General features: G+C 44.9%; 8 protein-coding genes. 2 read left to right on the top strand and 6 right to left on the bottom strand.

The window, feature by feature from the left end:
- Positions 1–219 precede the first annotated feature (219 nt).
- The 4 genes from QM657_RS11945 to lgt all read right to left on the bottom strand — a co-directional run bounded on the left by QM657_RS11945 (position 220) and on the right by lgt (position 5,620).
- Positions 220–1,329, bottom strand: a complete 1,110-nt coding sequence (locus QM657_RS11945; protein ID WP_415066891.1) for a response regulator — start codon at positions 1,327–1,329, stop codon at positions 220–222.
- Positions 1,330–1,340: 11 nt separating this feature from the next.
- Positions 1,341–4,352: an ATP-binding protein gene (locus QM657_RS11940; protein ID WP_415066890.1), complete on the bottom strand. Its 3,012-nt coding sequence runs from the start codon at positions 4,350–4,352 to the stop codon at positions 1,341–1,343.
- A gap of 235 nt (positions 4,353–4,587) precedes the next feature.
- Positions 4,588–4,740, bottom strand: coding sequence for a hypothetical protein (locus tag QM657_RS11935; RefSeq protein WP_415066889.1), 153 nt, complete (start codon positions 4,738–4,740; stop codon positions 4,588–4,590).
- Entirely contained in the window at positions 4,709–5,620 is a 912-nt protein-coding gene (lgt, locus tag QM657_RS11930; RefSeq protein ID WP_415066888.1) for a prolipoprotein diacylglyceryl transferase, read from the bottom strand. Before lgt ends, QM657_RS11935 begins: the two co-directional genes overlap by 32 nt.
- A gap of 207 nt (positions 5,621–5,827) precedes the next feature.
- On the opposite strand from lgt, the gene ychF reads away from it, so the two are divergent.
- Positions 5,828–6,925 carry a redox-regulated ATPase YchF gene (ychF, locus tag QM657_RS11925; RefSeq protein ID WP_415066887.1) on the top strand — a complete coding sequence of 366 codons (1,098 nt, stop codon included), beginning with the start codon at positions 5,828–5,830 and terminating at the stop codon, positions 6,923–6,925.
- Between the two features lie 203 nt (positions 6,926–7,128).
- Entirely contained in the window at positions 7,129–7,764 is a 636-nt protein-coding gene (locus tag QM657_RS11920; RefSeq protein ID WP_415066960.1) for a formate/nitrite transporter family protein, read from the top strand.
- Positions 7,765–8,194: 430 nt separating this feature from the next.
- On the opposite strand, the gene QM657_RS11915 is transcribed toward QM657_RS11920, so the two are convergent.
- Both QM657_RS11915 and gltB read right to left on the bottom strand, forming a co-directional pair.
- A complete protein-coding gene (locus tag QM657_RS11915) occupies positions 8,195–9,682 on the bottom strand; it encodes a glutamate synthase subunit beta (protein ID WP_415066885.1) in 1,488 nt (495 codons plus the stop codon).
- A 13-nt stretch (positions 9,683–9,695) separates the two neighbouring features.
- A complete protein-coding gene (gene gltB, locus QM657_RS11910; protein WP_415066884.1) occupies positions 9,696–14,231 on the bottom strand; it encodes a glutamate synthase large subunit in 4,536 nt (1,511 codons plus the stop codon).
- Positions 14,232–14,452: the final 221 nt, after the last annotated feature.

Genomic DNA, 14,452 nt, shown 5'->3' with positions numbered 1-14,452 from the left:
TTTTTAATCCGCTAAACAACAGGCTATGATATGATTCCGCCTTTCATGCCATGCTTAAATCGATACGGCTGCATCCATACGGACAACAAACACAACATATTCCACCTTTTATTTTACAGCATTCGCTGACAAATCACTGACAAAATTCGCGTAAAACACAAAAAGGCGGCACTTCTGCCGCCTTTTTTTAAACTAATTGCAAGTATGTATATAGTTTTGCTAGGATATCTTTACTCCCTTTTCAGAACAATAATCCAATATAGCGGAATCAACATCACTATCATATTCTTCCTTATACAACTTTCTCAATCTGGTTATTTGATAATTCAATCCGGAAATTCCATTCCAGCAAAAAGCAGCTTTTGAAAAAATACGCTGTAATTCTATATCTGGCGCCTGTTTTTTTGCAAAGGTCATGATGGTTTCCATCGCTTCATTGTAATTTTCTGCTTCAAAGCTTACCTCAGCCAGCATTTTCAGCAGTTCCTGATATTTTAAAGCAAAGCTTTCCACAGTAAGCTGTGCCCATAACCAATCCTCGCCGCCCATATAATCACCTTGATAAAGTTTTACAGCCTTTTTCAATGAGGAAAGTTCCCTTTTTTCTTTCATTTGATTATAGAGGCTTTCAAACTCCCAGGCATCCCATGTGATATTTCCAAGCTTCAGCATATATCCTTCATCTGAAAAATCGATCCTGATGGCCTCTCTTCCTGCATCGCCAAGACTTTTTTTCAAGGAGTACATAGCGGTCTGCAGATTGACGAGAGCTTTTTTGGGTTCATATTCAGGCCATAAATCCTCACATATGGTATATTTAACTTTTCTATAGCCTTTATGATGGAGCAAATATGCCAGCAGTTCCTTTGATTTAGAACGATTCCATTTGATTTGAGTGTTGCCGATATGAACTTCAAAGCACCCTAAGGAATAGAGAGTGACTCTGGTGTCATTAACGGCACCCGTATTCCCCTGCTTTTCTCTTATCCTCTGGATTATTTTTTGAAAGCGTGCCGGATGAATCGGTTTTAATATATAATCCATGGCATTTACTTCAAAAGCCTCTGTTGCATAATAATTAAAAGCAGTAATAAATACAACTTTTATCTCAGGATTATAATCCAAAAGCTGTTCCGCAAATTCCAGTCCGTTCACTCCAGGCATTTCAATATCAAGGAAAGCACAATCCGGCTCTGTTTTTCTTATGTCATTCCAGGCAGCTAAAGGATTGGTGTATTTGCCAACCACTTTAAAGTCCTCATATTCTCTTACCGCATCACAAATATCTTCCAGAGTATCCTTCTCATCGTCTACAATAATAACTTTCACACCACCACCACCTATTCTGTATTTAATGGAACTGCCATTGTTATTTTTGTCCCCTTTCCTTCCCTGCTTTCTATATGTAGTCCTTCGCCATACATGAGAACCATACGCTTATGAATATTTTTGATGCCCACACCTTTTGTTTCTTCTGACTGAAGAAGGCTTACTATTTTTTCTTCCGACATTCCCACACCGTCATCTTCTACGGTCAGGAGCAGCTTATTTCGACTTTTTTTGACGGATATTTTAACAGTTCCTCCCTCAATACGGCTCATAATACCATGTCTGACCGCATTTTCAACCAACGGCTGCAAAGAAAGTATGGGAATGGAAACGGAAACATCGTCCTCAATTTCATATTCCACCTTTAAACGGTCCTTAAACCGGGCTTTTTCAATTGCCAAATACGATTCCACCGTCTGTAATTCAGCGGATAAAGAAATGCTTCCGTTGTGATTTTCAAAGTGGAAGCTTCCCCTTAAATAATCAGATAAATGTAATAAAAGCTCCTTTGCTTTTTCAGGCTCTCTGGTACTTAGGGAAGTAATAACGCTCAATGCATTATATAAAAAATGAGGCTTAATCTGCGCTTTTAAAAAGCTGAATTCAGTAGAAACAAGAGATTGTACCATTTTTCTCATCTGTACAAGAGTTCTGACCCTGCTTTTTAATTCTTCTGCTTCAAATGGCTTTGCAATGTAGTCATTTGCACCTGCCTCAAAGCCCATCTTGATATCCTCAGCTCTGGCCTTTGCTGTCAGCAGGATTACAGGGAGCTCTATTCCGGTAAATCTGGTTCGGATTTGTTCCAGCACCTGATATCCGGTCAGTTTTGGCATCATCACATCCAGAATTGCAAGGTCATAGCAGGGAGATTTTTTAATCTCTTCCAGGGCTTCTTCTCCGTCATACACTGTTTTTATGCTGTAATCCTCAAAAGCAAGTATCCCTAGAAGGGCTCTTAAACTGATGGGGTCATCTTCTGCAATAAGGATGGAATAAGAGCCTTTCTTCTCCTTGTATGATTGAGGCTGTCTGCCAACAGGTTCCAAATAAGCAGGAGGAAGATTCTCCACAGGCGGGTTGGCCGCCATTACATCATCTTTACAGACAGGAAGAGTAAAGGTAACTTTTGTACCTTTTTCCGGAATGGAATCTACGGATATATTCCCTCCGTGAAGCTCAATCAGTTGTTTGGTAATGGACAATCCAAGACCTGCTCCCTGATTTTCTTTCTTCAAAGGATCGACCTGATAAAATGGCTGAAAAAGATCATCCAGCTTATCATGGGGGATTCCGCAGCCCGTATCCTTTACCCAAAGAGCCAGCATACCGTTTTGCTGCTGTCCTCCCACTTCAATACTTCCCTTTTGTGTGAACTTCAGCGCATTTCCCAGCAGATTGTAATAAATCTGCTGCAGACGTGCTTCATCTGCATTGGCAAGAGGCAAATGTTCGGGAATGGAGTTGATAAACCGTATTTCTTCTTTTTCTTTTAAATGCTCCATAACATGTATAATGACGGAAGCCAATGACCGTACATCTATTGGCTTTTTCAAAAGTGTGACCTCTCCCTGTTTTAAGCAGGAGATATCAAGGATATCATTGATAAGGGCGCTAAGCCTTCTTCCTGCCGCAATGACCAGCTTTAAATCTTCCTCCTGAGAAGGCTCAAGCTGCCCTTCTCCCTGATTGATCACAGACTGGGTCAGATTGATAATACCGTTTAGAGGCGTCTTGAGCTCGTGTGAGGTATTCGTCAGAAACTCATCTTTCAGTTTATCAAGCTCTAATAACCGGAGGTTCATATTATCAATTGTCTGGAAAGCCTTTTCGTGCTGTCTGGAAATCAGGGAAGAAGTAATCACAATAAAAATCATAACAGTTACAAAGCCGATCAAATTGCTTCTTATTACGTTATTAACATAAAACACACTGTTTATTACGGTTAATAATACACAGATAAAGGCTATACTCAGCTGTATTAAATCAGACCTTTCTAAATTTTCATATCGCTTTTTGACCAGTGCTTTTATAAGCGTCAGTATAATAACCACGTAGATCAAAATCATAAAAAGAAAAGTCATATTTTGTATCTTTGATGAAATACTGATAGGGAAAATGAGGAAAATCAAGGCAAACCCGCTGAACAGTGCAACAACCGTTCTGGAAAACCAGCGAGGCATTACTTCCTTTGCAATTTCTTTTACAAACAGGCACAAAAAGATGGTAGTCAGATAAATCTGTGCAAAATAAAACCGTATATATATGACATATTCGTTGGATAGATTTTCAAACATTTGAAAAAGAATTTTTTCTCCATACTGTAACCTGAATAAGGAAAAGGTAAAGCAATACAGGCTGTAATACAGAGCACTTCGGTTTGCCTGCCTCATTAAAAACAGGAAAAAATAATAAAGGCCTGTAATAAACAGTCCGACCACCGTAAAGCTTATTAAAAAACTGCTGCGCACAGACATGGAGTAGATATCCTTTTGATTTCCCAGATAAATGCTTTGTACAATACCGCCTTTCATATAATCAAAATTAGCGACTTGTACGATAATTTCCACTTCCCTGCTGTTTGGATAGAAGCTTGTGGAATACGAGGTGTTTGCCATGACATATCCGTCTTTTTTTGACAGGGCAGGATTTCCGCTGGACAGCAGCTCATTTCCGTCAATAAATATTCGGTTGGACATGCGGATGATCGTGGTTTGTATTCCCAAGGCAGACATGCTGCTGCCCAAATTGACTTTCAGTCTGTAAGTTGCCGCTCCTTTATCTGCAAGCAGAGTTGTTCCTATACGGCCTTTCCATTCGGAAGGTACTTTTATATATCCGTCCGGAGTTTTTTTATTTGCATCGTTGAAATCCTCAGGAGTAAGAAGTTGATTCCAATAGAATTCCCATTCTCCGTCCAGCCTGATTGCACCGTTCTTGCTAAAGTCCCAGCCGGACAGATCAAGACGGCCTTGTTTTGCAAGGGGCTGAGCAGGTTTAGACGATTTTAAACGGAAATTCACTGCCAGCAATCCAAGACCTATAAAAAAAAGTATAAAAAGAGTTATTCTTTTATACTTATATTGATTTAATTTAGTTATCACAGAAATCCCTCAATTTACTTATATTTTTATGATTTGTATATCGGCTTAAGTTGCTGAAATATTAAGTGCATTGTAAAAGGTGTGAAAAGAGTCTTATCTCTTTCCACACCTTTTTAAAATCTGTATCAGCGCATCCACAGGCTTCTATTACCAATCAGTAGCCTGCAGCAATATATTGTTCAATTAGCTTATCCAGCTCCACACTCCGTAAATAAATCACATCTTTATCATCATGCTCAATGCTGGTGTTTAATCTAATTCTTGCTTCTTCAATATCATGTATCAACTCTTCTTTTGACATCGTCATAATCTGTTTCTCCTTTGCTCTTTTTTCGTATCTGTCCGTTTTTACAGAAGAGCACAAGAGCCGATAATCCTACCAAAATAATAGACAATGCCTGGGACACAGGAATGCCAGTACCAAAGAATATCAACTGGTCTGTACGCAGCCCCTCAATCCATGCCCGTCCCAAACCATAGCCAAGCAGATAGAGAAAAAGTATTTCCCCGTCAAACCTCTTGCGTTTCCGGTACCAAAGCAGGAAAGCCAGAACACAGAGATTCCAGACTGATTCATACATGAAGGTAGGATGTACCTGAATATACTCTATACCGTCTTTTACGATCAAATGATCTAAAAGATCTCTGGATATCATGCTCTCATTAACCAGCGCCCTTCTGATTCTCATGGCAAACAGGCTTTCAGTATATCCGCCAAATGCTTCGCAATTAAAGAAGTTTCCCCATCTTCCTATAATCTGCCCGGTTATTAAACCCAGGCAACCGGTGTCTGCCAAGGAAAAGAAAGAAAGTTTCTTCGCCCTGGTATAAATGAGAAGAGTAATGACAGCTCCTATGATACCTCCATAGATCGCAAGTCCCCCTCCTCTGAGATTTAAAATCTGAATCAGGTCATCCTTATAATTATCCCAATCAAAGATCACATAATAAGCTCTCGCACCTATAATTGAAACAATGATCGCATACAAGGCAAAATCCATATAGATTTCCGGATCTTCTCCCCTGCGTTTTGCATCACTCACTGCAATCCAGAGGCCCGCTAAAATTCCAATCCCTATAATAATCCCGTAAAATGCGATGCGGAATCCAAATATCGAGATACTGTTTCGCAAATGGTCAATGGTAATTCCCAAATTTACAAAACTAATATCCGCCGAATTTGCCATTCGTCTTCTCCTTTCGATGTTTTCTTTATTTTACCCCGTGAAAACGCAAAAATCAAACAGATTCGCCCGACATATTCATCTATAATTCGACAAAAGAAAACGGTTCCTGCGTTTTTTGCTTTTATTTTTAAGTAATATATGTTATTCTATATTAGTTATAGATAAAAATCAACTATAAATATAAACAATATTAGGAAGGTAATTGATATGAAATTAGGTATTGTCGGATTGCCCAATGTAGGCAAAAGCACTCTGTTTAACTCCCTGACAAAGGCGGGTGCAGAGTCTGCCAACTATCCATTCTGTACCATTGATCCCAACATAGGAGTTGTTCCTGTTCCCGATGCCCGCTTAGGACAGCTTGCCGCTCTTTACGATTCCGCAAAAATCACCCCTGCTGTTATCGAATTTGTGGATATTGCCGGTCTTGTAAAAGGAGCCTCTAAGGGAGAAGGTCTGGGCAACCAGTTTCTTTCCAACATCAGGGAGGTGGATGCCATCGTCCATGTTGTGCGCTGCTTTGAAAACGGCAACGTAATCCATGTGGATGGAAGTGTAGACCCAATCCGCGATATTGAGACCATTAATCTGGAACTGATTTTTTCTGACCTGGAAATCTTAGACCGCCGCATTGCCAAGACCGCAAAAGGCGCCATGAACGATAAAGCCCTGGCAAAAGAGCTGACAGTTTTAAAGAAAATCAAAGCCCACTTAGAGGATGGAAATCTGGCAAGAAGCCTGGAAGCAGAGGATGACGATGAAATGGATTTCATCTCCTCCTTAAATCTTCTGACCTTCAAACCCGTCATCTTTGCTGCAAATGTCAGCGAAGACGATTTGGCCGATGACGGTGTTTCCAATGAATACGTGGGAAAAGTGCGGGAATTTGCAAAAGAAAACCACTGCGAGGTCTTTGTCATCTGCGCTCAGATTGAACAGGAAATCGCAGAGCTGGAAGAAGACGAAAAAAAGATGTTTCTGGAAGACTTAGGCCTTACAGAATCCGGCCTTGAAAAGCTGATTGCAGCCAGCTATCACCTGCTGGGCCTCATCAGCTACCTGACTGCCGGCCCCACCGAGACAAGGGCCTGGACCATCAAGGAAGGCACAAAGGCTCCCCAGGCAGCCGGAAAGATTCACACCGACTTTGAGCGCGGTTTTATCCGGGCAGAGGTGGTAAATTACCAGGACCTTTTAGACTGCAAAACCTACAGCGCCGCCAAGGACAAGGGCCTTGTACGCCTGGAGGGAAAAGAGTATGTCGTCAAGGATGGCGATGTAGTCCTGTTCCGTTTTAACGTATAATCATATCACAAAACCGTTTCATACCGGCGTCTTCTGGCGCCGGATTTTTTATGTCCGAAACTCCTCCGCCTCCTCCTGCAGCAGAGATTGATAAAGTATGTCAATAAACGATATTTTCCTTGTAAACCGCCTTCTTTATGCTATAATATGACGTGGTCAGAAACTGCCTTTGAAATACCGCATAAAGGCAAGAAAAAGGGAGTATTTTTAATATGAAAACATTTATAAAATCGGTTATGGCCGGAGTTGCCATCAGCGCCGGAGGCGTCATTTATTTGAGTCTGGACAACCACATTGCCGGTTCTTTTTTATTTTCCATCGGATTATTTACGATCTACGCATTTGGGCTTAACTTATATACCGGAAAAATATGCCGCATCGTTCAGGAAAAACCTGCTTATTTATGGAATGTGCTCAATGTGTACCTGGGGAATTTTGCAGGAACTGTGGGGACCGGATACGTATTCAGGCATACAAAGCTGTCCCGGTTGATCGGACACACCCAGGAAATTGTCAGCGTAAAGCTGTCGGACACCCTGTTCAGCACCTTTATCATGGCTGTCATGTGCGGAATTATGATGTGCATTGCCGTAATCGGCTATCAGACCATAAAAGACGGCATCGGGAAATATCTGGCTCTCGTCCTGCCCATTATGGTATTCATCCTTTCCGGATATGAACACAGCATCGCGGATATGTTTTACTTCACCATGGCTGGCGTGTGGGGCCAAAAGGCATTTTTATACATTCTCATCATTTCCCTGGGAAATATGGCTGGAGGATGCCTGATTCCTCTGTCGAAAAGATGCTTTAACGAGGAAATGCCCTCCCTCCACTGAAATATAAAACGCCTTTCCGCGGTCACGCTGTTTCATCAGCTCAACCAACGGAAAGGCTCCGGGTTAAATCCAGCTTGTCATAAAATAAATAAAAAGCACAGATATGAGAAGAATCAGTTTAATGTTAAAACTGGTGAGGTGACTGCGAAAACTCCGGCCAGGAACTTTTCTGAACATATTTTCTCCATCCTTTCTCTATTTTCAGTAAAATTGACTCTATTTCTTTACAAAAACTACCATCCATACTTATATATTAACGAAAAATACCATTATTTTACAGGTTGTAAATCTTGATATCATTACTTCATTTTTTCGTAACAGACAGCAAATTTCCGTCCTGAAAACTTCTATAATACAGAGTGAGTCAGGAGCGAAAAAGGCAGCCTGCTCTTTTCCCGCAGACTGCCCTTTCATTTCTCTCTATGAATTTTTATGCCAGATTTGAATATCCCATCAGACTGGCATCCACCTCTTTTGCGGCTTCCCTGCCCTCCCTGATGGCCCAGACCACCAGAGACTGTCCTCTGCGCATATCTCCTGCTGCAAATACCTTATCCACATTGGTTTTGTATTTCCCATTTACGGTTTCCACATTGGTCCTGCCATCCAGCTTCACGCCAAAGGCTTCCGCAACATAGTTCTGAGCCCCTAAAAATCCTGCTGCAATCAGAACCAGGTCTGCGGGAATTTCCTTTTCACTTCCCGCCACCGGCTCCATGGTCATGCGGCCTGTTTTTTCGTCTTTTTTCGGCTCCAGGCTCATGAGAACGGCCTTCACAACCTTTCCTGTCTTATCTTTTATGAATTCCTTTACCGTAGTCTGATAAACCCTCGGATCCTTGCCGAATACAGAAATGGATTCCTCCTGACCGTAATCGGTTTTTAAAACCTTGGGCCACTCCGGCCAGCTATTGTCCGGGGTACGGCTTTCCGGAAGTTTGGGCATCATCTCAAGCTGGGTCACTGAGGCACAGCCATGGCGGATGGAAGTTCCCACGCAGTCATTTCCCGTGTCTCCGCCTCCGATCACGATGACATGCTTTCCTTTTGCCGATATATAGCTTTTATCCTGCATGTTGGAATTTAACAGACTCTTTGTGGTGGACTTTAAGAAATCCACTGCAAAATAAATCCCTTCCCCATCCCTTCCGGGGACTTTTAAATCCCTGGGATTGGAGGCTCCGCAGGCCAGAATGATCCGGTCAAATTCTTTAAGCAGTTCCTTTGCTTTCCGGCTCTTTCCCGCATCAGCACCCGTCACAAAGGAAACACCTTCCTCCCTCATGATATCCACCTTCCGGTCAATGATGTTCTTTTCCAGCTTCATATTGGGGATGCCGTACATCAAAAGGCCGCCGATCCGGTCCTCCCGTTCCAATACGGTTACGCTGTGCCCCCTTTTATTGAGCTGGTCAGCAGCAGCCAGCCCCGCAGGGCCGGAGCCGATAACAGCTACCTTTTTGCCGGTCCTCAGCTTCGGAGGCTTGGGAGCCGCCAGGCCGTTTGCATAGGCCCGCTCCACAATGGCGTACTCATTTTCCTTAATGGCAACCGGGTCTCCGTTTAAACCGCAGGTACATGCGGTCTCGCAGGGAGCAGGACACACTCTGGCCGTGAATTCCGGAAAGCTGTTGGTCTTTTTCAGCCTGTTGTAGGCCTGATGCCACGTCCCCGTATACACCAGCTCATTCCACTCCGGAATTAAGTTGTTTAAGGGACAGCCGGAAACCATTCCTTTCATGATCACTCCGGACTGGCAGAAGGGGACGCCGCAGTCCATGCAGCGGGCGCCCTGGCACCGTTGTTCTTTTTCGGAAAGATGCAGATGGAACTCGTTATAATTCTTGATCCGGTCCCTGGGATCTACGTTTTTTCCTGTTTCTCTGTTATATTCTAAAAATCCTGTCGGTTTTCCCATGATCTGCTCCTCCTTAATTTTTTGTATTGGCATAGAATGCTTCGATCTGTGCCTGTTCACTGCTTAAACCTTTTTCCTCCATCTGGACGATGGTATTGAGCATGCGCCTGTAATCATGAGGAAGGATTTTCTTAAACTTAGGCAGATAATCACCGAAATTGTCCAGAATCTCTTTTCCCTTTGCAGAATTGGTATAAGCCACATGTTCCTTGATCATGGCCTTAAGCTCCAGAACATCGTATTTATTGGTGACCTCTTCTAAGGAAACCATTTCCTTGTTAAGCCTCTTATACAAATCTCTTTTCTCATCCAGCACATAGGCGATGCCGCCGCTCATTCCCGCAGCAAAGTTCTTGCCCGTAGGCCCAAGAACCACCACCCGGCCGCCTGTCATGTATTCACATCCGTGATCTCCCACGCCTTCCACAACGGCAGAGGCTCCGGAATTTCGGACGCAGAACCGCTCTCCTGCGATTCCGCAGATGAATGCCTTTCCGCTGGTAGCTCCGTACAGAGCCACGTTTCCGATGACAATGTTATCTTCAGGCTTGAATCTTATACCCTGGGGAGGATATACCACCAGCTTGCCGCCGGAAAGCCCCTTGCCAAAGTAATCGTTGCTGTCGCCCACCAGCTCCAGAGTAAGCCCCTTGGGAATAAAGGCACCAAAGCTCTGGCCGCCGCTTCCCGTACAGTTAATGGTAAAGGTATCCTCAGAAAGCCCCTCCGGATACAGCCTCGTGATGGCAGACCCGAAAATCGTGCCCAAAGCCCGGTCCGTATTGGAAACATCGATCTGAAGGCTCTTCTTCTGTCCCGATTCCAGGGCCTGTTTTAACTTCTTTAAGAGCACCCGCTCATCAATGGTTTTATCCAGTTCAAAGTCATACGTCTGCTTCTGGTCATAGCCAGCCAGCTTCTGCCCTGCATAAGGATTTCCTAAAATGGCGGTAAAATCCACCTTTCCTGCCCGTTCAGAAGGAAGGATATCCTTCTTTTTCAGCAGGTCCGTTCTTCCCACCAGTTCATCCACCCTGCGGATTCCCAGCTTTGCCATGTACTCCCTGAACTCATTTGCAATGAAGTACATGAAATTGACCACATATTCCGGCTTCCCTTTATAACGCTTTCTGAGCTCCGGATTCTGGGTGGCAATTCCCACCGGACACGTATCCAGGTTGCAGACTCTCATCATCACGCATCCCAGCGTCACAAGGGGTGCCGTAGCAAAACCGAATTCCTCTGCTCCCAGCATACAGGCAATGGCGACATCACGGCCTGTCATCAGCTTTCCGTCGGTCTCTAAAATCACCTTATCCCGAAGTCCGTTCATGATCAGGGTCTGGTGAACCTCAGAAACTCCAAGCTCCCAGGGAAGTCCTGCGTTGTAAATAGAATTTCTGGGGGCAGCTCCCGTTCCTCCGTCAGAACCTGATACCAGGATGACCTGAGCCCCAGCCTTTGCAACACCTGCGGCAATGGTTCCCACTCCTGCCTCAGAAACCAGCTTAACGGAGATTCGTGCGCTGGTGTTGGAATTTTTAAGGTCATAAATCAACTGAGCCAGGTCCTCGATGGAATAAATATCGTGATGTGGCGGCGGGGAAATCAGGCCCACACCTGAGGTGGAGTGTCTCGTCTTAGCCACCCAGGGATATACCTTTGCCCCCGGAAGCTGGCCGCCCTCTCCCGGCTTAGCGCCCTGGGCCATCTTAATCTGAATCTCCTTTGCGCTCACCAAATATCTGGAGGTCACGCCAAACCGTCCGGAAGCCACCTGCTTAATGGTAGAGCAGCGGTTTAATCCGTCAGGCCCTACAGTCAGACGCTCCAGGCTTTCCCCTCCCTCTCCGCTGTTGGACTTGCCGTGAATCCGGTTCATGGCAATCGCCAGGGTTTCATGGGCTTCCTGGGAAATGGAGCCGTAAGACATGGCTCCCGTCTTAAACCGTTTTACAATGGATTCTACACTCTCCACCTCTTCCAGGGGAATTTCCTTTGATTTGGAATAGTCAAGCTCCAGCAGACTTCGCAAATTGACGGTCTGGCCTTCCTCTGTCAGCGCATGGGTATACTCCTTAAAAGTCTCATAGCTTCCCGTTCTGGCAGCCTCCTGAAGAAGGTGAATGGTCACAGGATTGTATAAATGCTCTTCCTGTCCCGCTCTCTCCTTATGGCTGCCCACACTGTCCAGGGTCAAATCCACGTCCAGGCCAAGGGGATCAAATGCCGCTGAGTGAAGGGCATCCATATCGCTTGCAATGTCCTCCAATGAAATTCCGCCCACCCGGCTGACCGTATCCGTAAAATACTTGTCAATCACCTGTTTGGAAATGCCGATGGCCTCAAATATCTGGGCTCCCTGATACGACTGTATGGTGGAAATTCCCATCTTGGAGGCAATTTTTACAATGCCGTGAAGAATTGCAGAGTTATAATCCTCGACAGCGGCATAGTAATCCTTATCCAGCATCTGATTTTCAATGAGGGAGCGGATAGACTCCTGAGCCAGATATGGATTGACCGCACAGGCCCCGTATCCCAGCAGAGTGGCAAAGTGATGTATCTCTCTCGGTTCCCCGCTCTCTAAAATCAAGGCCACAGAAGTCCTCTTCTTCGTCTTCACCAGATGCTGCTGAAGAGCAGACACGGCAAGGAGAGAAGGAATGGGCACATGGTTTTCGTCAATATCCCGGTCAGACAGGATGATGATATTGGCCCCATCCCTGTGGGCCCGGTCCGCCTCCAGAAACAGCCTGTCAATGGCCTTTTCCAGAGAAGTGTTCTTATAATAAGTGATGGGAATCACTTCCGCCTGAAAACCGGGCTTTTTCATATATTTGATCCGCAGCAAATCCGTACAGGTGAGAATCGGATTGGTAACCTTTAATATCTTGCAGTTTTCCGCCTCTTCCTTTAAGATGTTGCCTTCCTCTCCCACATAAACCGTGGTGGAAGTGACGATTTCCTCCCGGATGGAGTCAATGGGCGGATTGGTGACCTGGGCAAAGAGCTGTTTGAAATAGTTGAACAGCGGATGGTGCTTTTTGCTCAAAACCGCCAGAGGACTGTCTGCACCCATGGCGGAAACCGCTTCTGCCCCGTTTAATGCCATGGGAAGAATTACGGTCTTATACTCCTCGTAGGTGTAGCCATAGGTCTTTTGAAGCTTTGCCCGTTCCTCGCCGCTTATGGCAGGAACACCCTTGTTTGGAATGGTTAAGTCCTTCAGTTCAATTAAATTGGAATCCAGCCACTCTCCATAGGGTCTGCGGGATGCATAGCTTTCCTTTAATTCCTCATCGCTGACGAGACATCCCTTCACCGTATCAATCAGAAGCATCTTTCCCGGACGGAGACGTTCTTTTCTCACTACCCGGCTCTGCTCAATGTCAATGGCTCCCACCTCAGAAGCCAGAATCATGTGGTCATCATCCGTCACATAATATCTGGAGGGGCGAAGGCCGTTGCGGTCCAATACAGCGCCCACCAGATCACCGTCACTGAATACGATGGAAGCAGGGCCATCCCACGGCTCCATCATGGTGGCGTAATACCGGTAAAAATCCTTAACCTCCTGAGGCATGGATTTATCGTGCTCCCAGGGAGCCGGAATGGTGACCATGACTGCAAGAGGAAGGTCCATGCCGCTCATCATCATAAACTCCAGAGCATTGTCCAGCATGGCAGAATCCGATCCCTCCTGGTTGATAATGGGAAGAACCTTATGCATATCATAGCGGAAATGCTGGGACTCCATGTTTTCTTCCCTGGCAGTCATCTTATCCACATTTCCCCGGATGGTGTTGATCTCTCCGTTGTGAACGATCAGGCGGTTGGGATGAGCCCTCATCCAACTGGGATTGGTATTGGTGCTGAAACGGGAGTGAACCACGGCAATGGCTGACTCATAATCCTTATCCTGAAGGTCTGAAAAGAATTTTCTCAGCTCCTTTACGAGAAACATGCCCTTATAGACAATGGTTCTGCTGCTTAAAGAAACCACATAAGTATTGTCGTTGCTCTGTTCAAAGACACGCCTCACCACGTAAAGCATTCTGTCAAAATCCAGACCTTTTGACCGGTCCGCCGGTTTCTTTACAAAACCCTGGACAATATAAGGCATACAGTCCACTGCCTTGTCACCGATCAGCTCCGGATGAGTGGGGACATCCCTCCAGCCCAGGAAATCAAGGCCTTCTTTTTTGACAATGATTTCAAACATCTTCATGGCCTGGTTTCTGGAAAGCTCATCCTGGGGAAAGAAAAACATTCCGACTCCGTACTCCCTTTCCTGTCCGATTTCCATTCCAAGGGAACGGGTCACCTTCTGGAAAAACTTATGGGAAATCTGAAGCAGGATGCCGACACCGTCTCCGGTCTTGCCCTCTCCGTCCTTTCCCGCACGGTGCTCTAAATTCTCCACAATATGAAGAGCCTGTTCTACGGTCCGGTGGGTTTTCAAGCCTTTTATATTGGCAACCGCTCCAATTCCGCAGTTGTCGTGTTCAAAGCGTGGATCATATAATCCGGGACATTTCATATCCATAAATCTCTTCCTTTCCTTGTTCCTGCCATGGCTTTTCGCATGCCGGCATGCCCGAAGGGGCCCGCCTCTATGCGTTTCCGCTTTGGGGTATTAAAGTGCAACAGTGAATTTTAGTAGATGATACTACATTTTCGGCAGCTTGTAAATGGATTTCTTTCCTTTATTGTCAGATAATACATTAATTAATATATTTACAAATGTATTATCTGAAATTTACGCTT

Origin of the sequence: Lacrimispora sp., assembly GCF_047605665.1 — a bacterium.
Taxonomy (GTDB): domain Bacteria; phylum Bacillota; class Clostridia; order Lachnospirales; family Lachnospiraceae; genus Lacrimispora.
Note: the sequence above shows the minus strand (reverse complement) of the source record. Positions and strands in the feature narration are given on the sequence as shown.